Source organism: Faecalicatena contorta, from assembly GCF_022835095.1.
Taxonomy (GTDB): domain Bacteria; phylum Bacillota; class Clostridia; order Lachnospirales; family Lachnospiraceae; genus Faecalicatena; species Faecalicatena contorta.
Window position 1 is genome coordinate 4017745 of sequence record NZ_BQNQ01000001.1, and the last position, 25030, is coordinate 4042774.

Below are 25030 nucleotides of genomic sequence, written 5' to 3' on the forward strand. Positions count from 1 at the left end.
ACACCACATCCAACTTCTAAATATAAGCATATCACCGGCCGCCACATCTGGCAATCCGTCTCTAGTACATCGTAAAATAACCAGCTGATTCATAAGCTGAGACACATTTTTGAGAGTGCTGCTCCGCAAACACAAGCGTAGTGGGCTGCGCTGAGGCTTGTGGAGCAGTGCTATCGGAAATTTAAGCCGGCTTATGCGGCAGTTAATTATTATACAATTACTAGTTTCACATTTTACTCTTTTTTTAGGAACCAATCACATTCCCGACATATTTTGCCGTTATACTCAAAAACAACCATAGAGAAAAGGAAGGATTTACTATGTCCAGAGCAATCGGTATTGATTTAGGAACTACGAACAGCTGTGTTGCAGCAATCGAAGGCGGTAAGCCCGTGGTGATCGCCAATGCGGAAGGTATGCGAACCACTCCGTCCATCGTCGCTTTTAAGAATGACGGCGAACGCCTTGTCGGAGAAAGCGCCAAAAGGCAGTATGCGCTGAATCCCACAAGAACCATTTCTTCCATTAAACGCCACATGGGTACGGACTACCGTGCCCGCATTGACGGAAAGGATTATTCCCCTCAGGAGATCTCCTCCATCATATTAATGAAGCTAAAAAAAGACGCAGAGCAATATCTCGGCCAGCCCGTTACGGATGCAGTCATTACGGCGCCTGCCTATTTCAGTGATTCCCAGCGCCAGGCAACCAAGGATGCAGGAAGGATAGCGGGCCTGAACGTACTGCGTATTATCAATGAACCAACCTCTGCTGCCCTTGCATATGGGCTTGATAACGGGGAGCCTCAGAAGATTATGATATACGATTTCGGCGGCGGAACATTCGATGTTTCTATTATTGAAATCGGAAACCAGGTCATCGAAGTGCTTGCCACCAATGGGGATAATCACCTGGGCGGCGATGATTTTGACCAGCGCCTGACAGACTATATCGTTAAGACCTATAAAAAGCAGGAACGGATTAATCTGGAAAAAGATTTTTCTGCGCTTCAAAGAGTCCGGGAGGAATCTGCAAGAGCAAAAATCAGCCTTTCTTCTGCGGCACAGACAGATATCAATCTGCCGTTTATCACAACAGATAAGAAGGGCGAGCCAAAACATCTGCAGATGACCATTACCCGCGCACAGTTTGAGGAGCTGACCAGCGACCTGGTGGAGCGGACAGCAGGCCCGGTGAATACCGCCCTGAAAGATGCCGGCATTCGTGCAGCCGACCTCAGTAAGGTCATTATGGTGGGAGGCTCCACACGGATTCCCGCAGTCCAGAATAAAGTAAAGCAGCTGACAGGCCTTGAGCCCTCGAAGTCCCTGAACCCGGACGAATGTGTTGCCCTGGGAGCGGCAGTCCAGGCAGAAAAGCTCAGCGGGGGCGCGGCACTGGCAGCAGGCTCTTCCGCTTCGGAAATTATTCTCATGGATGTCACACCGCTCTCTCTTTCCATTGAAACAGTGGGAGGCGTGGCAAATGTACTGATTCCTAAGAATTCGGCTATTCCCACAAGGAAAAGCAACATTTATACAACCGCCGCTAACTTTCAGACTTCTGTAGATGTTAAAATCTATCAGGGTGAGCGTAAATTTACACGCGACAATAAGCTGCTCGGCAATTTTAAACTATCGGGGATCAAGCGTGCCCCTGCCGGAGTTCCACAGATTGAAGTCACCTTTGATATTGATGCAAATGGAATCGTCAACGTGTCTGCTAAAGACCTGGGTACCGGCAAACAACAGCAGATTACAATCACGTCCAGCTCCAATCTGTCCGAGGCTGAGATACAGAAGGCCATGGCCGACGCCAGATTTTATGAGAGCCAGGACAACAAACGTCAGGAAAACATTGATATCCGTAACGAAGCGGAAAAGCTTGCATTCCAGGTAAGCCAAAGCCTGAAAGATTCTAAAAAAGATATGGAGAAGACCGAGTACAAACAGATCAAAGCCGACCTGAATACTCTTCAGAAACTGCTTGGAAAGACAACCATTGAAAAAATTACCGATCAGCAGGCCGGAGAAATCAGGGCCGCCAGGGAAACTTTGGAGAGATCAGCGGCGGAGCTGCTTTCCTAAAGCCCAAGCAGATTTTCTTTTCCGGGTAGGGATGGGCAGAAGGGGGTCGCGAAAAGAAGGGATCTCCGCAAGCCGTCCAAGTGCACATATGCCGTTGCAAAATGCGGACATGGACGGCTTGCGGAGATCCCTTCCTTTCACTGGTTGCATCCAATCGGTAGTAACGGTCGTCAGCTGGGAAGGCTCCTTGATGTGGACAGTGTATGGATTCGCTTGGTGGTACAGCTTAATCCAGAATCAGATCAGGATTGTCTGAAAAGTGTTTCAGTATAACAATTGGGTCTGTTTCTGATGGGTTTACGATCTTTACGCCTTCTTTTGCTGCCTTTTCGGTCACAAAGTACTCATCGTGGGTAAGCTGACCATAGCGGATCAACGCGGGGGATTCTATCTCCCACACGCCAAATGTTCCATGCCCTTCCAGGCAGATCAGGCCGTATGGTGCGCTGTCTTTTATGAAGACTGTACGCCCGGGCAGTACTGTCAAACGTTTTGCGCTGACACAGTCACATTTATAGCAGATCCACTCTTCTATATATCCATCCTGCAGCATTTCTTCCATAGGACGTACTGGTTTGGGCCTCATATAATTATGCTTATGAAAATCAGGGTCGATATTCTTTTCCCAGTCAATGACATCCAGAAGATACTCATAATTCCCCTTTTCTTCTTCCGGACAGTTCTTCCAGAGCAGGTCTTCGCCTACCACCTGTCCGTTCAGCAGTACGGACTGATACATGGCATAGACATCTGATGCAAACTGTGGTTCATATGTACACAGTGAGCCCGGTGCATGCATAACTCCCGGGTCTACATGGAAACCGGTATCGTGTTCCAGCTTATATGCTCTGGAGAGGCCGAGAATGTTGTTATCACCCTTCTTAAAGTTTCTGAGGCTTTCCAAGACCTCCTCTTTCGTGGTTTCCGGATTAAATCCGAAAAATGTGAAGGGGAACTCTCCTCCATGGTTATTCAGCTGGGATGGGAAAAAGTACATTTCGGGTTTACCGTCTGCCCCCACTCTTTCTGCGTGTGCCTGGCGGTGATGGATATGATGAGGCAGAGGCCCGGCATTGTCAAAGAATTTAGAAAACATAGCCCATCGATGGTACTTATTCCACAGCTTCTCTCCGATCAGCTCTGCGCCTGACAGTTCAACTGCGTCCCGCAGGAGAATCCGCTCGTTCCCCTCTTCGTCAGCTATAATATAGCTTAACCCTTCATCCTCCGGAGTTCCCGGCCCATTTTCCGCCCATGTCGTGGAAGAAAACCACCGTTCATCAATTCCGCCCCGCGTGCCCAATATATAGTAATCATCGGGGTGCAGTTTAATTCTCTTCCCCGGACGGCAGAATGCTCTGGGTACCCAGGCCGGCGCCAGGCGGAGCACTCCTTTTCCCTTTGACAAAGCTTTTTCTGTCAGACCTTTTTTGTCCATAATAGCCTCCTTACTCATTTTATCGAAAACTCTTTACGAGGTACTAGTATAAGCCACACTAAATGCCTTGCTGGTTTATACTAGATGAGTTTAGACTATCACGCCAGAAAACGTTCGTCAATTCAAAATAATATTTTCGGCTTAATACACATTTTATGACGCAATTCATCGTGTTTTAGCACAAAAAAGGAGCGAACACCAGAAAACATTCTTCGTTTTGTTCGCTCTGGTTATCGATGCCGGCACTTACCATCCGAATAATTCCCACTCGCTCGCTGCCAGTTTATTCGTAGATCTTCGAACAATCAGATTACAGGGCAGTTCTACGCTTTTTTCTTTTATATCCGGGTCTGCCAGCATTTTTACCGCCATACGGCCCATTTGATACGTGGGAACATTAACCGTTGTCAAAGACGGCTCTATCATTGACGATACGCTCAGATTATCAATCCCGGTCACAGCAAACTCATCCGGAATCGTCCGCCCCTCCGACCGGACCGCCTTAATTGCTCCTATCGCCATCTGGTCGTTCGCTGCAAATATAGCAGTCAGGCCCCGGTTCCTGATCATCAGCTCCTTCGCCATCATATATCCGCTGTTTGGCGTAAAATCGCCCTCTGCAATCAGATCCACCGAATAGGGCACGCCGAATTCTGCCAAAGCTCTCTTGTATCCCTGGACCCTGCATATTGTAAGAGGATTAGACATCTTGCCTGAAATGTGGGCGACACGCCGGTGTCCGTTTTCCAACAGTTCCCGGGTCGCCATATATGCATTCTTCTCATGATTTACATACACACTTCCGAACCCTGTTTCCTCCAGTTTTCTCTCCAGAGTTACAACCGGGATCCTCCGTTCCAGAAACGTCTGTTTTATAAAACTGAAATATTCCTTTTCTTCTGTAGCCGGGCAGACAGTATCAATAAGAATTCCGCACAGCGCCTGCTTCCGGATCGTTTTGATGAACCTTTTTTCCTTATTAAAATCGAAATCCGAGTTGCCAACTACCAGGACATATCCCTCTTCTGCCACCGTGTCTTCGATTCCGTTCAGGAGATTAGAAAAAAATGTGCTTGCAATATTCGGAAGAACAACCGCAATAATCTTATCTCTTTTTTTCTGCCTTTCCGGAAGCTGATACCCCAGCTCACCAGCTGTTTCAAGCACCCTGCTCCGGATCTCTTCACTCACATATTTTCCGCTGTCACTTAAGACCGCTGAAACCGTAGATAAAGATACGCCGGCAGCCTTTGCCACATCTCTCATACCAGGCATCTCCGCAACCTCCCTGATCTGTGTTTTATACTATGGTACTCCGGCAGCGAACGTTTGTCAATTCATTTTCCTTTTATTTAGATTCCTTTCCCACCGAAGCCTCCGGCTCACGCTGGAAATCCCCAACCTAAGAGACTACATGAACATTGTATTATTCTCCATTGGGGACTGCTGATGCAGCCCCCTGTTTTCTGGTCAGCCCTGAGACTACAAGATACCCATCTGCATATTTCCCGGCTGCCTCCGCCAGTTTCTGCACCTCTTTTTCTTCCATCAGTTCAGTTGTGTCATAATCCCATTCCTGTCCAATCTTAGCATATTTCTCTTTACACACATTATTAAATGCACATAATTCCCAGCGTTCTGTCACATCCGCCAGTTCTTTCCGAACAAACAGGCCGATTTCCTCTATATTTTCTTTTGCTGCTGTCGCCCCCGGAATTAACGGCGTCCTGATCCACAGCCTTGTGTCCCTCTTTTTCCGAATTTTACCGGCTATGAACTTCAGGTTATCCAATATGATCTTGTTGCTGACGCCCGTATATTCTCTATGCAGTTTTTCATCCATGAATTTGATATCATAGAGAAATGTATCCACATATGGATATATCTCCTCGTAAACCTCTTTCTTACCGAAACCAGATGTATCCAGTGCGGTATCCACACCCTGACGCTTCAGCGCCTCCAGAAATTCAGCCAGAAACCGGTGCTGGAGCACAGGTTCGCCGCCCGACACGGTCACCCCTCCTGAAAAATCGTCAAAAAACATATCGTCTTTACATGCCTCTTTCACAAGCCGGGCTGTTTCCCAGTATTCTCCCACCGTGCCCATCGCTTTTGCCGGGCACTGGTCAGCACAGGTGAAACATTGTCTGCAGGCTGTTCTGTCGATCCGTATCCCACCGGTCTCCGCAGCCAGCGCATTTCCCGTACAGTGGGCGGCGCAGCTCATACAGCCGATACATTTTTTTGCATCCCACTGCAGCTCCCTGTCCGGACTGATACTTTCCGGATTCTGGCACCACCTGCAGTGCAGGGGGCACCCCTTCAAAAACACAGTGGTGCGCATACCAGGCCCATCGTGGGTTGTTCCTCTGTGTATGTCAAAAACCAGTCCCTTTTCCATCTTTCTTCCCCGCTAAACACTTGTATAATTTACTCTGTTCACAAATTCTTTTCTGAACTCGTGATCCATAACCACAAAATGAGCGCTGTACCCGGTGACCTTTACGACAATGTCCGCATATTCCGGGTTCTCGATATCGTCTACCGCCCTCTTAAGCTTTTTCAGATCGATTACATTAAAGTTAATCTGAATGCCGCCCTTCTTCATGTATGCCTTAGAAAAGTTTTCGATATATGCGCCTTTGTTTTCCTTTCCGTCAAAGAATTTCGGCTGCAGTTCGATCTGCAGCGAACCGCCCTGGTACTCTCTGAAAGGCACCTTCAGTAAGGACTTTGCGGTTGCAGTGATCCCCTCATGGTTTCTTCCATGCATAGGATTGCACCCATGCGCGATCGGTTCCTCGGCAAACCTGCCGTCCGGCGTCGCGCCCAGTATAGGACCGGCATAGGTATGCCCCATATATTGGAATAAAGAGGCCCGGAAGTTGAAGCCTTTGATATTGCGCTGTTCCTCCAGCGTATCGTGGATATTTTCCGCTACTCTTACGTACATCTCGTCCACACCGTCCCGGTCGTTCCCGAATTTCTCCTGGTTCAGCATGATCTGGCGCATGATTTCGTGATCTTTCCAGTTGTTCTGAACAGCCTTATTCAGCTGGGCCATCGTATATTTCTTTTCCTCGAACACCACTTTCTTTATGGCGTACAGAGAATCCACCACATTGGGCACTCCCAGAACATTAACAGAAGTAAATGCATTATGAGGCCCGCCTATTGACGTAACATCCAGCCCTTTTTCAATGGTGTCTTTCATGCAGAGGGTAGTGACCATTTCCGGCCATACCCGGTCCTGCCACTTATACACACAGTTCTTAAATTCGGTAAATGCTTCTGCCGTCCGCTTTACTTCCCGGGTATATAAATCCCAAAACTCCTCAAAAGTTTCTGCATTCTGTTCTTCTGCCAGCTTCATGGCTCTCTGCATGGGGGCCGGCAGAACAAAAGAGTTCAGGTCATGGTCGCTGTACTCGGCTCCCACCGCGCAGTACCACTGACAGCCGCTGTACGACACATTCCAGGCATCGTCTTCGCTGTAACCACTGTACAGCTCGGAATCCCGCATTACATCATAGTTGACCAGAGTAGGAACCCCGCAGCCGTGTCTTGTCACCACGTCACATGCATAGCTGTAGTAGTCCGGATCCATATCTTCATGCCACATCACACCCAGATGATTATAGCCGCCTATCATATCGTAGGCCTCCAGTCCGATCCAGCTGATTTCATTGGTGGCGTCCCGGCCTTCCCGGTCTCTTCCGCCGAAGGAGAAATAATTCCCGCCGTATTTCAGGTACAGTTCTGCCAGGATATCTCTGGCTTCCTCCCTTGTGATTTTCCCTTCTTCCAGATCCTTTCTATAAAATCTGATCAGCATCTGGTCCAGCCTTCCATATCCGTTGCCATGGCCGTTTATCCTCTCTACAACCTGGAATAACTGGATCCACTGTACTGCCTGCTCAAAACTCTCAGGCGCCCCCTCTGCCAGCTGTTTCATATTGGCAGCAATTTTCTGATACCTCTTCTTTTGTTCCGGGTCGCCCTCCGCCCCTGCAAGTTCCGCAGCACGCAGGGAATGCCGCATAGTATAGCGTATGATTGCCTGTACCACTTGTTCCTGTGCCTCCAGATAGGCGCGCCTCTTTTTGTTTCCATACCGTTTCCATTTTTCTTTGCTTTCCGTCACATCTTTCAGCAGTCCGGTCCATCCCTTCTTTAGGCCGATGTTAAGATCCGGGCAGGTATGTGCCAGGCTTGTTCCTCCGGCGCCCATCTGGCGCAGGTCAAATCCCAGCTCTGCCACTTCATCCGGATACACAAACTTTCTGGCCTCATCCAGCTGCCAGTGGAATTCTCCCACAATCGTCTCATTTGGATAAATTTCTGCAGGACTATGGTCCAAAAAAAAAGCATAATCCTCCGCCCAGTTAGTTGCAGAGTATTCGAAGCCCTTCACTCTGGACGGCATCTCGTCCAGATACGGAAACGGAGTGCCCACATCCACCCGGCAGTTGTGGTCCCCCAGATTGATTCTCTCGTCATCGGAAAGCGCCAGCTCTCCGGTTGCCGGTGAGAATCCCGCACTGTGCCCGGACCAGTGGTACACAAGAAATTCTGCGTTATCCACATATACATTCCTTCTCCCGCTTTTTGATAAACCGGTGCTTCTCTCCCACAATTTTTGTATTCTTTCATTTTTCCTAAATTTAGATTGTTCCATTTTAGTACCTCCATTCATGTTTCATTTTCTGTCTTTATTTTATCAGCCAATAAAAAAGCCACAACTTCCCGTTGTGACTTTAAGGTTGCATGATACGACTATTTCTGAATTAACCAGCCGTTTTGTTGTTTTATATCAATCCATCTCATCCCGCAGAGCGTCGATGATATTCTCCTTTTTGATCTTTCCTGCGGCATATACCATGGTAATAAAGACTACCAGGAACACACCAAGTATACTGGCTCCCATACTGCACCATGGGAACACAAATTTCATCTCTCCGCCCCCGGCGTTCATACCCACATAAATCAGACAGGATAGAATCCCTGCGAGGGGCAGCCCCCAAAGCATTGTCCGCACTCCGTAAAGAGAACACTCAAAACGCATCATCTTATTAAAATCCCGGTCGGACATCCCCACCGAACGGAGCATGGCAAACTCCCGCCTGCGCAGCTTGATGTTCGTGGAGATCGTGTTGAAAACATTCGCAACCGCTATGAGCGAAATCATGGTTATGAAAACAATCGCAAACAAGTTGACAATGAACGTCATATTTCGGTTCTGATCAAGAATTCCATACACATTATACAGGGTATAGTCAGCGGTTATGCCGGCTCCGTCAATCATCGCCTGCATCTCGGACGTGGACCGTCCCGGATTGTCTGACTTGAAAGTCATCCCCAGTTTTACAGGCTTTGAAGACGCCCCCAGAGCGTCAAACTGAGGTTTTGCCTGGTATGGAGCGATCACCATAAGCGTGTATCCGCGCCAGTCTCCCGGCTCTGCGGGCAGCAGATCCGGATAGGCATCTACAAAGGACGCACGGATTGTTTTGGTTTGATCTCCTGAATCGGAACGCAGCGTAAATTCCATGGGCTCTTCCTGCATATAATAATGTTCCGGCAGTATTCCTGTCACGATCATATTGTCTTCCAGCCCGCTATATTCCGTTTCGGAAAGCTCCAGGCCTTTGAGCAGGTCCTGATAGACCCCATCCTCTACAAACTGGATATCCAGCGGCGCTTCAACCGTTTCATTCGTCCCGTCATAACCAATAAGTTCCCCGAATTCATCCAGAAAATGTCTGGTCAGATCTTTCGTATTAAGTACGCAGGAATAGGTCGAAAGCGCCTGATAAGAACTTTCTTTTACTCCGCTGGCATTTTTCATATCTTCATAAAGCCGGAGGAGCTCGTCTTCTTCCATGTCCCGTGTATAGAAACAAATGTCATAGTCTTCAACTGCCACAGCAGAATTCTCTGCTATCTGGTTCAGATAGGTACCGAAAGAACTTGCCGTCACGGTCAGCACCACGCTTAACGTAAGCGACAGGATTATGCTGCGGTAACGCCGCTTGTTTCTTTTGAAGTTCTTTAACGCAAGCATCCCCTCCAGACCGTAAAGGCGTTCCGTGAGCTTTGAGGTTCTGAGCGCCCTGGCTTCCACCCTGACCTCGTTGGTCTGGCGGATACATTCCATCACAGGGGTCCCTGCAGCCTTCTTTGCCGGAATATAGGCCGATATTAAAATGGTAATCAAGCTGACAACAACCCCGGCTAAAAGAGCAGGAACCGACACTTTCAAGGTCAGCGGCACATTATCATACATCATATTTGCAAAATTCTTTGCCACAAGGGAAAGCACCAGCCGGATACTTGGAATCCCAATTAAAATCCCCAGCGGTATGCCCACAGCACCGATGCATATTCCCTCAAACATGACCGAATTGCGCAGCTGCCTTTGTGTTGCGCCCACCGACATGAGGATTCCAAACTGGTGCGTGCGCTCATTCAATGAGATGTTGAATGAATTGTAGATCAGGAATACTGAGCCGAGCATTACCAGGGCAATTAAGATTCCTCCAACCGAGTATAAAAGGACTGTAAGCAATTTTTCCCCTGACAGACCCATAAACCGCAGTACGTCATCGTTCAGAACATAGCTGTAATTATCCGGGATACCGTCTGTATAGGAATGAACTTTATAGGGATTCTTTAGCGTAACAAATACGGAAAGACTGTCCGCTGCGGCTGCATCCTCCGTTGTAATTAAAGTGTATCCCGGCGCGGCAAACTCCTCGGCAGCCGGCCGCTGGCAGATGCCCACAACCGTATAGGTCTTCTCTTGTGCCGGAACCAGTGTTTCTTCCCCGCCGCAGTATGGATCGTGCTGGCTGAGCTTCTGGCCGTCTTTCATGCGGCTTCCCACCTGCAGGGTGATCGTGCTGCCCACCGGAATTTTCACCCCGCCGTTTGCTGCAATATGCGCCGGTATCAGAACCTCGCTGCTGTCCCTGGGCATTCTTCCGGAAAGAAGCTGTAGTGGCAGAGTTTCCAGGGCTTCTTCATTCCACCCAGAAAGAAAAAGATAGGGCTTGTCGGGATTCTGGCCCCCTTCCAGCGCGGCATAACCAATGTTCTGCAGGGCAGCCGTACCTGCCACCCGGCTGTCGACGGCCTGAGACTGTAGATAGGCAGAATCTGCATCCGGGATTTCAACATGCCAGCCGCCATACTTTGAAGCAGCCCCAAGAATCATATAACTCTGCAGGGAAACGGCAAATGTAGCGACACCCGTGATCAGGGCCGCAGACAGGGCCACGCCGACCACCGTTACAAAGGTCCGCGTGCGGCTCTTTTTTAATCCCTGCAGGGCAACCTTGTGGAAAATATTCATGACCGACCCACCTGCCTCTCATCCCGCACTACTTTACCGTCTGCGATCGTAATAATGCGTTCTGCCTGCAGAGCAATATTTTCATCGTGGGTAACGAGGAGAAGAGTCTGCCCATATTTTCTGTTGCTTTCTTTCAGCAATTTGATAATCTCGTGTCCATTGCGGCTGTCCAAAGCACCTGTAGGTTCGTCCGCCAGCATGACTGCCGGTGCGTTCATCAGTGCACGTCCGATGGCAACACGCTGCTGCTGCCCGCCCGAAAGCTGGTTGGGAAGATGGGACTTTCGCTCCTGTAATCCCAGCAGGTCTAATAAATCGTTCAGCCGTTTTTTGTTCACTCTGCGCTTATCCATCAGGATCGGCAGTGTGATATTTTCTACAACATTCAGAGTGGGAATGAGATTGTTGAACTGGTATATCAATCCAACCTGCCTGCGGCGGAAGATGGCCAGCTTCTCATTGCTCCCTGCATAGACATCCTGCCCGTCCAGATAGATCTTACCGCTGGTGGGCGTATCCACGCCGGCTATCGCATGCAGAAGAGTGGATTTGCCAGATCCGGAAGAACCAATAATTGCAGTAAATTCCCCTTTCTCAATGGTAAGCGACACATGGTCCAGCGCGATCACCTGATTTTCTCCTGCGCCATAAACCTTACATAAATTTTCAACTTTTAAAAATTCCATTATGTGAATCTCCTTCCCTTTTTCTACTCATATAATAGAACTTCCCGCTTACATTTCAGTGACTTTCCGGTGAGAGATCCGTCACTTTGGAAAACGGATAGAAAATACCGCGCCGCCCTGAGGATGATTTTTAGCGGTAATGGTTCCGCCCTGTCGGGTGATAATGGTCTTGCAGAGTGCCAGCCCGATCCCATAACCAGCCGTACCAGTATTTTTTCCCCGATAGAACCTTTCAAACAAAACAGGCAGGTCTTCCTTATCAAATCCTGCACCGCTGTCATGAAGGGTAATACCGGTAAACAGGGGCGTATCCTCACACATAATGTGAATCTTCCCGTGATCTCCTGCACCCTCGATGCAGTTTTTAAGAATATTCTGGATTGCTTCCGACAGCCAGCCTGCATCGCCCCGAATCACGATCCCCCTGGGCACGTCAATCTTAAGCTCGATGCTGTGCAGCTCTATTGGAATAAAAAGTGGGCGAAGCGCAGTGTTTATCAGGCTGTCTACCTCGATCTGCCCGTTTTGGAACATCACAACACCGGCATCCAGACGAGATAATTTCAGCAGTGAACTGAGCAGCCAATCCATCTGTGCAAACAATTCCTCCGTCTCCCTGAGGAATTGCTTCCTTTCGTTTTCATCCGGGCTGTTCTCCAGCAATGACAGAATCAGATTTGCGGATGTAAGCGGGGTGCGGAGCTGATGGGCAATGTCGGCCAGTGAATCTGCCAGATGTCCTTTTTCTTTTTTCAGCGCATCGTTCTGTTCCCGGATCCGCTGTGTCATTTTGGTTATCTCGCTCTGCAGAATGGAAAGTTCCCCTTCTTCAGCTTCACTGATAAACAGATGATCCGTATTATGAAGCACAAGATCGATTTGCTCTGAAATCTGTGCAATCCTTTTGTACCTGGCCCGCGTAAATACAAAAAATGCCGCGCCAAAGGCAGCGGCACAAACGAGGGCCAGTCCCCCGGCCGCCGGATTCATGTAAAATCCCGCTGCCGCAGCGGCAGCGGTTATGATAGCGCATGCAATGGCAAACTGCCGGATCTCCCTATTCCGAAACATATCCATCCCCCAATCGGTAGCCCGTTCCACGAACCGTCAAAATGATCTGCGGGTCTGCCGGATCATCCTCGATCTTCTCCCGCAGCCGCTTAATATACACGGACAACGTATTGTCATTGACAAACTCACCCGCCGCATCCCATAATTCATCCAGCAGCCTGTCCCTCGTAAGAATATGATTAGGATTACTGATAAAAACCAGCAGAAGGTGGTATTCAAGTGCAGAAAGAAAAACCCTGACGCCATTTTTTTTCACAATACCGCTTGCCGTATCGACAGAAAGCCCGCAGATTTCCAAAGCCGACGGCGACTGCCCCGATCTGCGAAGTGCAGTCTTGATCCGCGCAATCAATTCCCGTGGGCGGAATGGCTTAGTGATATAATCATCTGCGCCCATGTTCAACCCCGTAACAACGCTCGCCTCATCACCCGAGGCCGTCAAAAAAATCACCGGAATATCCCGCGTCTGTTTGATCTCCGTGCACACCGTAAACCCATTACCATCGGGCAGTGAAATATCCACCAGCGCCAGATCAAATCTATGCTCCGCGAACATGGCAATGGCTTCATTCTGCGTAGAAGCATGCGTAACCGCAAACCCCTCAGAGTGCAGCAAAAGCATAAGATTTTTGGCGATTGCTCTATCATCTTCCACTAAAAATATCTGTTTCATACATTTTTATCATCCTTTATTTATTTTTTAACCTCTAATAACTATAATAATCTCCATACATCTTTCATTATATTGCCCGCCCCCCTGAAATGCAACTTACAGAATTGTCATCTCCCCCCTCACTATTTTAACATTCCGGAAAATCAATACGCTGCTTCGGTTACAGCCCCTCCCCCGGCAGACGAACTTATCTGCTGACCAGATGTGCCCAGTGAAATGAAGGGGCGGCCGATCGATCCCCCAACCTCACGCCTCTGGCTGCATCCACCCATTGTAGTTTAAAAGGGTGTCGGCTATTTGCGTGCGGTATTCTCTCGGGGACATTTTTACGGTCTGCTGGAAGTTGCGGTTGAAGCTGGATACGGAACCAAAGCCCGTGTTTTCTGAGATGCTCAGGATGGAGTCTTCGGTAGTACACAGCATGTTGCATGCTTCTGCAATCCGTACCTGGTTGATGTATTCCAGGGGGGACATTCCCATGATCTGGGAGAATACTCTTCTGAAATGGGTGGGGCTCCAGTGACATAGTTCGGCAAGAGTATCTGTCGTAAAGGATTCCATGTAATTTTGTTCTATATAATCGAGTGCGGGTGAGAGTACCATGGTATTGGACTTGCTTTCATCTTCTGTAAGGGAAAGATTCCGGGAAGCTTTCAGGTTCTGGATCCGATACAGTTCGATGTACAGGGACAGCAGCAGGCCGCGTGTGCTCAGCTGGTAGCCTGGCTTTTTCCCGGTCATCTCTGAAATCACCTGCATTGCGAGGCTGTAGATTCGTTCGGAGTCTTCTTTTTTTAATAGGTACTGATATCCGTTTGTTCCTGCTGGCGCCAGGTTTATATTTTCCCAGGAACCGGGCATCCAGCCGCCGAACATCCTGCCGGGATCAAAAAACAGATAGGACCATTTGCTTTTTCTGCCCTTGTCAGAATAGGTAGTGTGAGGTATATTTTTAGGAATGCATGTCACGTTTCCTGCCTCAAATCCCAATGCCCCGCCATAGAATTCTATTTTTCCGCTCTCCGAATGGCAGATCCCTACTTCCAGACAGTTGTGAAAATGCAGGCGCCCGCTGGGAATATCCGATATCTTCCAGTGCTCCCCAGTCAAAAGCAGCACGGGAAAATACTCCGGAAGATGATAGCTGCGGAATTCCGTTATTTTATATTCTCCTTTTGAAACATTTTTACGCATATACTTCTCTCCCTGTTTTAAATTTGTGTATAGAATCCGGTGAATAAGACTGTCTAAGCCTGTCTTTCGGATGTTTGATTTATATTTTATCATAAATGGTCATTTTTGCGCACTTTTTTTATCCGGGTGATTAGACGGTATCGGTCATTTGAAGGATAATAATGCTACAAACATGTATAACACGTAATCCAAAGATAGAGAGGAGACCAGATATGAGCACAACAAAAGGGGGCTTTACCCTTCCCGGGGAAGCCGGATATGAAAAACTGACGCTTGAAATGGCAGAGAAATGGGGGGCCGATGTTATCCGTGACAGCGATGGAACGGTGCTTTCCGATGAGATTCTGGAAGCAGGATACGGTATCTACTCCACCATCTGCATCATCCGAGACCATAATGACTGGGCAAAAAAGAACATGGACAAACTGCAGCAGACTTTTCTCATCACACAACCGGTAACCGCTGCAAGTGATACGCTGGAGATTGATTTGATGAAAGATTTCTTTGAGGAGCAGTTTGCTGTCAATGACACTCCCGATGCCTTTAAATACTGGCAGGTATATGACAGAACCACCGGCCAGGAGGTTGACAGGAAGCACTGGGATTACTCAGCCGGAAACCGTCAGGTACGGCTAAAAGGGATTACTCCCTGGCATAATTACACGGTCTCCTTTATGGCATACCGTATCTGGGAAGAGATCTCTATGTACAACCATACGACCAACCATTGGGAAAAGGAGCATTTGATGCAGATTGATCCCCGTTACGAGGAGGCACAGGAGTATCTGCTTGCGTGGATGAAAAACTGGTGTGAAACGCACCAATCTACGACAGTTGTCAGATTTACTTCCATGTTTTACAACTTTGTCTGGATCTGGGGCAGTGATGTAAGAAACCGGAATTTATTCACCGACTGGGCATCTTACGATTTTACCGTCAGCCCCAGAGCGCTGGATCTATTTGCCGAGACATATGGATACAGTCTGACCGCGGAAGATTTTGTAAATCAGGGGAAATATCACGTCACGCATATGCCCGCCGGAAAGACGAAGAGAGACTGGATGGATTTTATCAATGATTTTGTAATCGAATTTGGTAAAAAACTGGTATCCATGGTTCATGACTATGGCAAAAAAGCCTATGTCTTTTACGACGACAGCTGGGTGGGAATCGAGCCTTACAACGGACGTTTTGAGGAATTTGGGTTCGATGGAATGATAAAATGTGTTTTCAGCGGCTATGAGGCGCGTCTCTGCAGCGGTGTTCCTGTGGAAACCCATGAACTTCGCCTGCACCCATATCTGTTTCCTACAGGGATAAATGGTTCGCCTACATTTCTGGAAGGGGGCAATCCGAAAGGGGAAGCCCAGAAATACTGGCAGGCCGTCAGACGCGCTGTTTTAAGATCCCCCATTGAACGGATCGGACTTGGAGGTTATCTGCATCTGGTTGAAAACAGCCCGGAATTCGTGGAGTATATTGCCGACACCGCAGACGAGTTCCGCATGCTCAAAGATCTTCACAGCCACGGAAAACCCGCTGTGTTAAACCCAAAGGTGGCTGTACTTCATTATTGGGGCGCCCTGCGCTCCTGGACATTGTCCGGACATTTCCACGAGACATATATGCATGATTTGATCCATATCAACGAAAGCCTTGCTGGACTTCCTTTTGATGTCTCATTCATCAGTTTTGAAGATGTCAAAAACGGTGCATTAAAAGGAATCGATGTCGTAATCAATGCAGGATATGCAGGAAGTGCATGGAGCGGAGGAGACTGCTGGAAAGATGAGCATACCATAAGTATTCTGACCGAATGGGTTTATAACGGCGGAACCTTCATCGGAGTCAATGAGCCTTCCGCATTGGAGGGGTGCGACACCTTTTTCCGCATGGCACATATACTGGGCGTTGATGAAGATACGGGGGCCAGAGTGTGCCATGGCAAATGGTCATTTACAGAAGAGGCCCCGGAAGGTCTCTTCCCGGCTGGAAGTTATATACATGCAAGAAAGGGAATTTATCTGACTGACGGTAAGGCATCCGTCCTCAGAGAAGAAGCTGGCATGCCAGCCGTGACTTCCTGCGGATTCGGCTCCGGCAGGGGGATATATCTGGCATCCTTTGAGTACTGTCCGGAAAATACACGGCTGCTAATGAATCTGATCCTGTACGGAACAGGCGGGCAGCTTATGCCGGAACTGGTAACAGATAACCTGCATACGGAGTGCGCTTATTATCCGGAGAGCAGTATGCTTGTCGTGATCAACAACTCCGGCCAGGAACAGAACGCAGCTGTAGTTGTAAACGGGAAGAAAATCACATGCCGGATGGAGGGCTATGGAATTTATTGTGAGCGGGTTTAAAATGCGGGGGATGTAGTACGCCTGACAGCAGCGGGGAGCGGGACCGGCCCTCAGCCGGGGGACGGTCCCGCTCCCCGCTGCTGTCAGGCTGGGCTTCTTCCAGACGGATGAGAAACCGCTTACGGAGGGGAAATTTGGTGGGAAAGGGGGATGGGATTGGGCTGTGGGGAAGCTTCTCTATCTCCTAATGTTTTTTTATGACTCAAATATGGCGGCGGCTTTTTTTAGTTCTTCTCGGATTTGGATGTGCTGCGGACAGACTTCTTCGCATTTTCCGCATTGGATGCATGCGGATGCTTTATTCCAGCCGTGGCCTTCTGTGCTCCATTGATAGGTACCTCCGGCGCTTTCTTTGTTGCCATAGGTTTTCAATAGATTTACTGCCTGGAATATTCCGTATATGGCGATATTCTCCGGGCAGCCTTTCATGCAGTATGCGCAGGCAGTACAGGGGACGGTTGGCAGCTTGCTAAGACCTTTTTGTACTTTCTGCACTGCTTCTCTTTCTTCCTCTGACAGCGGCCTGAACGCTTTCATGTATGAGAGGTTATCCTGCATCTGGCTGATGTTGGACATTCCGCTCAAGACTGTTATGATGCCTTCCAGAGACGCGGCATAGCGGATTGCCCATGAGGATACTGACGCGTCGGGATCGGCCGCCTTGAATATGTTCTCCAGATTTTCAGGAAGCGCTGACAGATTACCGCCTTTTACAGGCTCCATGATGATGATTTCTTTGCCGTGTTTTCTGGCTGTTTCATAGCACAGCCTTGATTCGATGGTCGGATTGTCCCAGTCCGCATAATTAATCTGAAGCTGTACAAAATCCATTTCCGGATGAGCCGTCAGGATCTCGTCCAGCAACGCCGCTTTATCGTGGAAAGAAAATCCGAGATTGCGGATCAGCCCCTGCGCTTTCTTTTCTGCAAGGAAATCCCAGATTCCAAAGTCATCAAAGGCCTGTGATCTATGTTCTCCCAGATTGTGGAGCAGGTAAAAGTCAAAATATCCTGCCCCGGTTCTCTTCAGAGAGGTGTCAAACATTGCTTTTGCCTCGTCTGCGTCCTTTGCATCCCAGGCCGGAAGCTTTGTCGCCAAAAGGAACTTATCTCTTGGATAGCGGTCAACGAGAGCCTCCTTGATTGCTGCTTCACTCTTGCCGTCCACGTATCCATAGGCTGTATCAAAATATGTAAATCCCGCCTCTAAAAACATATCCACCATCTGCTTCGTCTGTTCAATATCCACGTCCTCACCAATCATCGGAAGGCGCATCAGCCCAAAACCCAGTTTTGGTATATTGCCGTATCGGTTTTCCATTCCATGTTCCTCCATTTTGCTATTATTTTTTATACTTAGGCTATGGAAGAATTATATAATAATTCCATGAAAAAAAACAGACCCTCAGGCTCACTTTTGAAAAAGAACTGCTTCTTCGAAAAACTCCAGCCGTATCTCCTCAATCCACGGCTCATAACCAAATAGCCCCTGCCCGGCGTGTTCCGCCATCCCGATAAACAATTCCCCCGCAGTCTTGTTTGTCTTATATGTATGCAGCTCATAGTCCATCTCGGCGCCATATATTATAATGTATCCGTCCATGTCCGCCGTAACCTCAGTAATACAGGGCATGTAGATTTCTCCGGTACTCCCATTTTTTGCTGCCAGATAAACAACAATAAGTTCTGTATATTGTATTTCCGTTTTATGATCATCCTCAAAGAGGAGAAGCAGCGATTGATCCTGAAAAATAATGCTCAGAGGGGCTGCAATCAGTGTTCTTTTATTCATACCGGATCCTCCATCTCATCTTTCCCCATTACCTCAGAATCTATATTCTGTGGTAATTCATCCGCAATTAGGAACAGATTCTCTCCGATATGTCAAATGAAATGTGCTTCTTTTGAATTAAACAAGCATTTTAGACACACTGAAACAGACCTGTAGTAAGTGAATAATCACAGGTCTTGTTGTGGTTCAAACTACTTTTATCCAAGGCAGTTTATGATAAATTTTTTCGATATACTGTGCGTCTATAGATTATAATTGAATATTCAAGATTTTTCATATATAATAAAACCAACCAAATTTATGTAAACTTTTTTCTTTTTTACCACAGAATATAGATTCTGTGGTTTTTATATAATCAGCTGCATGCTGTCAAATATCCTGTCAAAATTTCTATAACTGGACGCAATATAAATCCTTGTTGTCTCAATAGAGGAATGCCCCAGAATATCAGCGAGATGGGAAAGATTCTTTTCCACCGCATAAAAACTTCTGGCAAACAGATGCCTTAAATTGTGGGGATATACTTTTTTCGGCTTTACGCCAGCATAGGCCGACAGGCGTTTCATCTCATGAAAAATATTAGAGCGGTCGACAGGTTTTCCATTTCTTGTTATAAACACACTTCCTGTACGGATATTCTGCTGATCCATATAGTCTTTCAGCTTGTTTTTCAATTCATTCGGGAGCAGAATCACCCGGTGTTTCCCTTTCATATCAATCTCCGCCCTCCCCTGCTGGACAGCATCTGCGGTAATATACTTCAGCTCACTGATTCTGATTCCGGTTGAGCATAAAGTAAGCAGAATATGGTACAGACGGATTTTGCCCCTTTCACGTGCGGACAACAGCAATGTTCTATACTCTTCCTCTCTTAATTCTTTTTCCTCCTCCACAAACGACTTTTTCTGTACTTTTATAAATCTCACACGGCATTCCGGCCTCCCTATGAAATCCAGAAAAGCATTCACCGCTGACAGCTTCACATTAATGGTCTGTGCCTTGTACTCCGGCTGCATTGCGGCCCGGTATTGCATCACCCTGCTTTTGGTAATATCACCGCCGTCCAGATAATCAAGAAAATTTCGGATTTCCTTGATATATTTTTTAATCGTAGCCAAAGATTTTTCATTCATCATTAAATTATTTTCGAATTCCCCTACTTTTTTAATAGATATTTTTTCTGTCATATGTTTTCCTCCTTTTTATATATTAAAATACATTTTTGACAGAAAAATATACATATAAAAAGCACCTGGAATAAAACTTCATCCAGGTGCCCTCTTTGGCTGATCTGTTTTTACTCGGCCAGCGCTTTTACCTCTTGATATTTTACTAAGTCTGAATACATTTCCCCTTTGTAAGGATTTTTCTTTGTCTTCTTAATCCGGTACAGCATATATACGAATACTGCCGCATTGGCAAGCAGAGCCAGCAGGCTCATAACAAATAAAAATGTGGTATTAGGCGCAGCGCTGGCTACCTGATAAATCCCCGCATCCTTTAATACCGTGAACCCGTCTGCGGCCAGAACCCCCTCCTGGATCGCCGCATCTGCAATCGCCTTGCTGGATGCGGAATGAACCAGCCATTTACTCGCATCCTGGAACGCCGGAAATGTCTGGGCAAACATGCACCACAGTGCCAGCGTATGTGCGCGGTGCTGCAGCCAGGCCCCTTTTCCCAGTGTAAAAGCACATACAGTGGGGGCCAGCAGCAGCGCAAATCCACAGTACCATGCATGGGTCGGCAGGCAATTGTATGTATAGGCAAAATTCCATAAATCATAGGCCACAATCCAGAACCACATCATATCCGGCCAGAGCATGTCGCGGCTGTTATCATTTGCCGTTTTCCTGCGGATACAAATCCCAAACCAGCCGGAAATTGTGATAATATTCAGTATACCCGCTATTCCGTTCATGATATTCCAGGAACCGCCGACATAATACTGTACCTGATTATTCATGTATTCAACCACCGGAGTTGCATACTGGCTGACCTGAAAATCTCTGGAACACGCCTCCAGAATATTGATCGCCAGAATCAACGGCGGAAAACAAAGCGCGATCTTGTTGTGCTGCAGCTTCTTTATATGGCGTATGCACCAGAATCCTATACATCCTGCCGTGGATGAATATACCTTTGCCAGATGGAACCAGTCCATATAGGAGGTATCTTTGAGCGCCGTCAGCCAGAGTACGGTCAGCACCACCGGCAGGATCACAAAGCATCCGAACCCCACCCATTTAAAGCGGCGGCTTAATTCATTTGCCGCAAACAGCGATATAAATACACCAATCCATACGAGCCAGACCAATATTGTCGGCACACTTTCTGTAAATACAAACATCATGAACTCTCCTTCCCTCTCATCGCCTTAACAGGCGGTAATTTCCTTTATATTAAATTCATTTCCGGCAGTCAGCCAGGTATCTTCTCCGCCGCAGTGCGGACACTGTTTTTTATATTTCAGTGTAGAAAAAGTCTTCTGGCAATCCCCGCAGATCGTTACCGCCGGTATTGTTTCTATTTTTAGCTCCGCTTCCTTCAGAAGTTCTGACCTTGCCCGAAAATATTTCCAGCAGTCCTCCAGATAATCCGGAATAACACCGCTCACTTCCCCGATCTCCAGTGTCACCGAAGCTACTTCCGTCAGTTTTTCTTCTTTGCCAATCTCCTCGATCGCGCGGACTACATGCGTGACAAGCCCCAGTTCGTGCATATCTCATCCCCTTCTTTCCATTATGCAGCTATTTCCTGTTGCGGATAATCTTAATCTGTCTTTTCGCCGCGTAGGGCAGAATTGCCTTCATCTTATCTTCACTCTTCATCATCCGGCTTGCCTCGGGAATTTCTCTGCTCAAATGGATCGCATCAAATTCACATTTTGTCGTACAGACACCACAGCCAATACACCGGTTCTCATCTACTATTGTGGCGCCGCATCCCAGGCACCGCGCAGTCTCTGCTTTTACCTGTTCTTCTGTAAACACAAGGCGCGTATCCCGGAAGGTAGATGCTGCTTTAACTCCGGCCTTATGCCCCGGCGCCTGGCGGCTGGCATGGTCATAGCTTTCCTCCGGAATATCCAGGTTTTTCTTATCCAGTTCTATAAATTCACGCCGATTCCGGCCGATTGTCAGACTCTGTCCGTCATGTACAAAACGGTGGATGGAGACCGCGCCTTCTTTTCCGGCCGCTATCGCATCGATTGCAAACTTTGGCCCGGTATACACATCTCCGCCAACAAAGATATCAGGCTCCGCTGTCTGATAGGTCAAAGGATCTGCCACAGCGCCGTTTCCACGTCCCAGTTCCACTTTAGTTCCGTCCAGAAGGCCTCCCCAGATAATGCTCTGCCCGATACTCAGCAGCACATTGTCACATTCTACTGTCATGCAGTCGTCCTCATCATATTGTGGATGAAAACGTCCTTCTGCATCTGTCACAGCCACGCATTTTTTGAAGACCACTCCGGTAACTTTTCCGTTCTCACCAAGTATTTCTTTTGGTCCCCAGCCGCAATTTACCGTGATTCCTTCTTCCTGTGCCTCTGCCACTTCATCTTCAGCGGCAGGCATGGAATCCCTTGCTTCCAGACAATACATCTGCGTTATAGATGCTCCTGCGCGCACTGCACTCCGCGCCACATCAACGGCTACATTGCCGCCGCCGACCACAACGGTCCGCCCGGACAACTGTACCTTTTCATCCGTATTAACCCTGTGAAGGAAATCCACACCCGTCAAAACGCCTCTAAACTCTTCGCCCGGGATGCCGGCCCTGCGTCCTCCCTGACATCCAATGGCAAGGTAAAACGCCTGGTAGTCCTGTGCCCGCAGCTCTTCCAGTGTAATATCTTTTCCTACTTCTATACCGCATTTAAACTCGATTCCCATCTCATGCAGCACCGAGATCTCCGCATCTACCACCTCTTTTTCCAGCCTGAAGCCTGGGATTCCATGAGTCAGCATCCCTCCCGGCTGTCTGTGCTTTTCAAAGATGGTCACCGGATACCCCTTCTGAGCCAGGAAAAAAGCGCAGCTCATCCCGGCCGGTCCGGCGCCCACAACCGCGATCTTCTGCGGGTATGGCTTCCCGATCTGATTGACCATCGGCGGAATATAACGGGACTCTGCATTCAGTTCCTGCATGGCAATAAACTTCTTGACCTCATCGATTGCCACCGCCTGGTCGATCTCCCCGCGGGTGCAAGCATCTTCACAGCGGCGGTTGCAGATACTTCCGCATACTGCTGGGAATGGATTTTCTTTCTTAATCAGCTTAAGTGCATCCAGATACCTTCCCTGGGAAGCCATATTAATATAACCCTGCACGGCAATATGCGCCGGACAGTTCGTCTTGCACGGCGCTGTCCCCGTATCATAGCAGTTCATCTGATTATCATCTCTGTAATTTTCATTCCATTTCTCCGGCCCCCACTTCACCGCATCCGGCAGTTCCTGCATCGGATAGGATACCGGCCCGCTCTTTGTACAGAGTTTCTGCCCCAGCCTGGCTGCACCGGACGGGCAATATTCCACACACTGGCCGCATGCCACACAGTTTTCGGTATTCACCCTGGCAATATAAGCGGAGCGGGACATATTCGGCGTGTTAAACAGCTGAGAGGTACGCAGCGCATAGCAGGAACAGACACAGCAGTTACAGATTGCAAAGATCTTATCTTCCCCATCGATATTAGTAATCTGGTGCACCAGGCCATTGTCCTCCGCCCTCTGCAGAATCTCCATGACCTCTGCTTCGTCAATATAGCGGCCCTTCCCTGTCTCTACAATGTAATCGGCCATATCTCCGACCCCAATGCACATATCATCCTCCAGGTGTCCGCAGCCTTCTCCCTGAATTCTGCGGGAACGGCGGCAGGAACAGGCGCCCACCGCATATTTCCCTTTATACTTCTGTACCCAGTGGGAAATATGTTCGACACTGACGGACTTCTGTTCCGTTGGTATGGCCTTTTCAACCGGAATGACGTGCATCCCAATTCCGGCGCCTCCCGGGGGCACCATAGGGGTTACCTTTTCCAGCGGCAGCCGGCTCATCTGCTCAAAAAATCTGGCGACCTCATGATGTTTCTCCACCTGCTCCAGATTCATGTTCATGAATTCCGCACAGCCAGGCACGAACATCGGCAGTATGTATTGTTTATGGCGGTCCGCATTTTCCCAGTTATACTCCAGCAGACCGATCACGCTCATCTCCTGCAGCAATTCTTCCGTCCGCTTTAGCGGTTTACCGCATTTCTTCGCAATCTCCTGTGCACTGGCCGGCTTTCTTACCTTCATCGCCAGAGCCACTTCCGCCATCTCATCCGTTACAACACAGGCGAGCCCCCAGTATTCTGGATCATCCACGGTCACTTTGTGGCCGATCCTGTCCGTTATCTTCTGACCTAATTTTAAGATCAATGCTCTCTCTTCCGCCATTGCTAACTCCTTTCCGCCTTCTGCCATGCCTTTACTTCTTCCCTGAGCCAATCGGCCCACGCCTCTGTTCCCTCCCCGGTGCGGGCACAAATTGGTATAATGATTGCATTCGGGTTTCTCTTTAAAATGTTCTTTCTGCATTGTTCCATATCAAAATCAAAATAGGGAAGCACATCTATCTTGTTGATCAGAACGACGTCGCAGATAGAAAACATCAGCGGATATTTCAACGGTTTGTCGTCTCCCTCAGGTACGCTTAGAATCATGGCATTCTTCACCGCTCCGGTATCAAATTCTGCCGGACAGACAAGATTCCCCACATTCTCAAGTACAACAAGGTCCAATTCGCCGCACTCAAGGCCCTCCAGCCCCTGTCGGGTCATATCTGCATCCAGATGGCACATCCCCCCTGTATGGAGCTGGATTGCTTTAACCCCAAGCTCAGAAATCGTTTCTGCATCTACATCAGAATCAATATCCGCCTCCATCACTCCGATCTTTAATTCGTTTTTCAGCTGTTCAATCGTCCTGCTAAGTGTAGTCGTCTTACCGGACCCCGGTGAAGACATCAGGTTTAGCAAAAACACCTTTTTTTCCTTCAGTTCTTTCCTCAATTGGGTTGCCCGTTTCTCATTATCCGCAAAAACACTCTGCTTAATTTCCAGAACCCTGAAATCTCCCATTCTCTTCTCTCCTTCGTTCATAATTGGTTGTACCACAATTTGTTATCTTTTTAACATTGTATCATCCCATATAATACATGTCAATTATACCCTTTATTTTTGTGCAATAAGCAACATATTCCCATTCATTTTAGTGCACATTCACCTAGGTTCACGCCTTTGGAATCTGGTATGACCACAGCCACTTTTTTTTATCCTTTGTACTCGCAGTTACTCTGTACTTTTTGTATTTTCAGT

General features: G+C 48.1%; 18 protein-coding genes. 2 read left to right on the forward strand and 16 right to left on the reverse strand.

Annotated elements, in window-relative coordinates; all coding sequences use genetic code 11:
* Positions 1-320 precede the first annotated feature (320 nt).
* Positions 321-2087, forward strand: a complete 1767-nt coding sequence (gene dnaK, locus MWG26_RS17925) for a molecular chaperone DnaK (protein ID WP_025656226.1) — start codon at positions 321-323, stop codon at positions 2085-2087.
* 226 nt (positions 2088-2313) lie between these two features.
* Here dnaK and MWG26_RS17930 read toward each other — a convergent pair whose 3' ends face one another.
* From MWG26_RS17930 to MWG26_RS17970, 9 genes are all read right to left on the reverse strand, one after another.
* Positions 2314-3525, reverse strand: a complete 1212-nt coding sequence (locus MWG26_RS17930) for a hypothetical protein (protein WP_025656225.1) — start codon at positions 3523-3525, stop codon at positions 2314-2316.
* Between the two features lie 246 nt (positions 3526-3771).
* Positions 3772-4800 carry a LacI family DNA-binding transcriptional regulator gene (locus MWG26_RS17935; RefSeq protein ID WP_025656224.1) on the reverse strand — a complete coding sequence of 343 codons (1029 nt, stop codon included), beginning with the start codon at positions 4798-4800 and terminating at the stop codon, positions 3772-3774.
* A 151-nt stretch (positions 4801-4951) separates the two neighbouring features.
* Positions 4952-5926 carry a glycyl-radical enzyme activating protein gene (locus MWG26_RS17940; RefSeq protein WP_025656223.1) on the reverse strand — a complete coding sequence of 325 codons (975 nt, stop codon included), beginning with the start codon at positions 5924-5926 and terminating at the stop codon, positions 4952-4954.
* Between the two features lie 12 nt (positions 5927-5938).
* A complete protein-coding gene (locus MWG26_RS17945) occupies positions 5939-8203 on the reverse strand; it encodes a pyruvate formate lyase family protein (protein ID WP_025656222.1) in 2265 nt (754 codons plus the stop codon).
* Positions 8204-8338: 135 nt separating this feature from the next.
* Positions 8339-10879: an ABC transporter permease gene (locus MWG26_RS17950; RefSeq protein WP_025656221.1), complete on the reverse strand. Its 2541-nt coding sequence runs from the start codon at positions 10877-10879 to the stop codon at positions 8339-8341.
* Positions 10876-11565, reverse strand: a complete 690-nt coding sequence (locus tag MWG26_RS17955; protein WP_025656220.1) for an ABC transporter ATP-binding protein — start codon at positions 11563-11565, stop codon at positions 10876-10878. The genes MWG26_RS17950 and MWG26_RS17955 overlap by 4 nt, the downstream gene beginning before the upstream one ends.
* Before the next feature lie 81 nt (positions 11566-11646).
* Entirely contained in the window at positions 11647-12636 is a 990-nt protein-coding gene (locus MWG26_RS17960; RefSeq protein ID WP_025656219.1) for a sensor histidine kinase, read from the reverse strand.
* Positions 12623-13309 (reverse strand): response regulator transcription factor, encoded by a 687-nt coding sequence (locus tag MWG26_RS17965; RefSeq protein ID WP_025656218.1) that lies wholly within the window; start codon positions 13307-13309, stop codon positions 12623-12625. Before MWG26_RS17965 ends, MWG26_RS17960 begins: the two co-directional genes overlap by 14 nt.
* A 246-nt stretch (positions 13310-13555) precedes the next feature.
* Positions 13556-14503, reverse strand: coding sequence for an AraC family transcriptional regulator (locus MWG26_RS17970; protein WP_055154661.1), 948 nt, complete (start codon positions 14501-14503; stop codon positions 13556-13558).
* Positions 14504-14715: 212 nt separating this feature from the next.
* On the opposite strand from MWG26_RS17970, the gene gnpA reads away from it, so the two are divergent.
* Positions 14716-16869, forward strand: a complete 2154-nt coding sequence (gene gnpA, locus MWG26_RS17975; RefSeq protein ID WP_025656217.1) for a 1,3-beta-galactosyl-N-acetylhexosamine phosphorylase — start codon at positions 14716-14718, stop codon at positions 16867-16869.
* 195 nt (positions 16870-17064) lie between these two features.
* On the opposite strand, the gene MWG26_RS17980 is transcribed toward gnpA, so the two are convergent.
* From MWG26_RS17980 to hypB, 7 genes are all read right to left on the reverse strand, one after another.
* Positions 17065-18189: an aldo/keto reductase gene (locus tag MWG26_RS17980; protein ID WP_025656216.1), complete on the reverse strand. Its 1125-nt coding sequence runs from the start codon at positions 18187-18189 to the stop codon at positions 17065-17067.
* 90 nt (positions 18190-18279) lie between these two features.
* Positions 18280-18660, reverse strand: a complete 381-nt coding sequence (locus MWG26_RS17985; protein WP_025656215.1) for a hypothetical protein — start codon at positions 18658-18660, stop codon at positions 18280-18282.
* A gap of 347 nt (positions 18661-19007) precedes the next feature.
* A complete protein-coding gene (locus MWG26_RS17990) occupies positions 19008-19847 on the reverse strand; it encodes a tyrosine-type recombinase/integrase (RefSeq protein WP_055155178.1) in 840 nt (279 codons plus the stop codon).
* A gap of 110 nt (positions 19848-19957) precedes the next feature.
* Positions 19958-21010 (reverse strand): DUF5692 family protein, encoded by a 1053-nt coding sequence (locus MWG26_RS17995; RefSeq protein ID WP_025656213.1) that lies wholly within the window; start codon positions 21008-21010, stop codon positions 19958-19960.
* 27 nt (positions 21011-21037) lie between these two features.
* Positions 21038-21382: a hydrogenase maturation nickel metallochaperone HypA gene (locus MWG26_RS18000; RefSeq protein ID WP_055155177.1), complete on the reverse strand. Its 345-nt coding sequence runs from the start codon at positions 21380-21382 to the stop codon at positions 21038-21040.
* A 28-nt stretch (positions 21383-21410) separates the two neighbouring features.
* Entirely contained in the window at positions 21411-24110 is a 2700-nt protein-coding gene (locus MWG26_RS18005; protein ID WP_025656212.1) for an FAD-dependent oxidoreductase, read from the reverse strand.
* A 2-nt stretch (positions 24111-24112) separates the two neighbouring features.
* Positions 24113-24793, reverse strand: coding sequence for a hydrogenase nickel incorporation protein HypB (gene hypB, locus MWG26_RS18010; RefSeq protein ID WP_025656211.1), 681 nt, complete (start codon positions 24791-24793; stop codon positions 24113-24115).
* Between the last annotated feature and the right edge of the window lie 237 nt (positions 24794-25030).

What these genes read in the sequence shown, in the direction of transcription:
- dnaK (WP_025656226.1), top strand. Translation starts at nt 321, where the DNA reads ATGTCCAGAGCAATCGGTATTGATTTAGGAACTACGAACAGCTGTGTT.
- MWG26_RS17930 (WP_025656225.1), bottom strand. Translation starts at nt 3,525, where the DNA reads ATGGACAAAAAAGGTCTGACAGAAAAAGCTTTGTCAAAGGGAAAAGGA.
- MWG26_RS17935 (WP_025656224.1), bottom strand. Translation starts at nt 4,800, where the DNA reads ATGCCTGGTATGAGAGATGTGGCAAAGGCTGCCGGCGTATCTTTATCT.
- MWG26_RS17940 (WP_025656223.1), bottom strand. Translation starts at nt 5,926, where the DNA reads ATGGAAAAGGGACTGGTTTTTGACATACACAGAGGAACAACCCACGAT.
- MWG26_RS17945 (WP_025656222.1), bottom strand. Translation starts at nt 8,203, where the DNA reads ATGGAACAATCTAAATTTAGGAAAAATGAAAGAATACAAAAATTGTGG.
- MWG26_RS17950 (WP_025656221.1), bottom strand. Translation starts at nt 10,879, where the DNA reads ATGAATATTTTCCACAAGGTTGCCCTGCAGGGATTAAAAAAGAGCCGC.
- MWG26_RS17955 (WP_025656220.1), bottom strand. Translation starts at nt 11,565, where the DNA reads ATGGAATTTTTAAAAGTTGAAAATTTATGTAAGGTTTATGGCGCAGGA.
- MWG26_RS17960 (WP_025656219.1), bottom strand. Translation starts at nt 12,636, where the DNA reads ATGTTTCGGAATAGGGAGATCCGGCAGTTTGCCATTGCATGCGCTATC.
- MWG26_RS17965 (WP_025656218.1), bottom strand. Translation starts at nt 13,309, where the DNA reads ATGAAACAGATATTTTTAGTGGAAGATGATAGAGCAATCGCCAAAAAT.
- MWG26_RS17970 (WP_055154661.1), bottom strand. Translation starts at nt 14,503, where the DNA reads ATGCGTAAAAATGTTTCAAAAGGAGAATATAAAATAACGGAATTCCGC.
- gnpA (WP_025656217.1), top strand. Translation starts at nt 14,716, where the DNA reads ATGAGCACAACAAAAGGGGGCTTTACCCTTCCCGGGGAAGCCGGATAT.
- MWG26_RS17980 (WP_025656216.1), bottom strand. Translation starts at nt 18,189, where the DNA reads ATGGAAAACCGATACGGCAATATACCAAAACTGGGTTTTGGGCTGATG.
- MWG26_RS17985 (WP_025656215.1), bottom strand. Translation starts at nt 18,660, where the DNA reads ATGAATAAAAGAACACTGATTGCAGCCCCTCTGAGCATTATTTTTCAG.
- MWG26_RS17990 (WP_055155178.1), bottom strand. Translation starts at nt 19,847, where the DNA reads ATGACAGAAAAAATATCTATTAAAAAAGTAGGGGAATTCGAAAATAAT.
- MWG26_RS17995 (WP_025656213.1), bottom strand. Translation starts at nt 21,010, where the DNA reads ATGTTTGTATTTACAGAAAGTGTGCCGACAATATTGGTCTGGCTCGTA.
- MWG26_RS18000 (WP_055155177.1), bottom strand. Translation starts at nt 21,382, where the DNA reads ATGCACGAACTGGGGCTTGTCACGCATGTAGTCCGCGCGATCGAGGAG.
- MWG26_RS18005 (WP_025656212.1), bottom strand. Translation starts at nt 24,110, where the DNA reads ATGGCGGAAGAGAGAGCATTGATCTTAAAATTAGGTCAGAAGATAACG.
- hypB (WP_025656211.1), bottom strand. Translation starts at nt 24,793, where the DNA reads ATGGGAGATTTCAGGGTTCTGGAAATTAAGCAGAGTGTTTTTGCGGAT.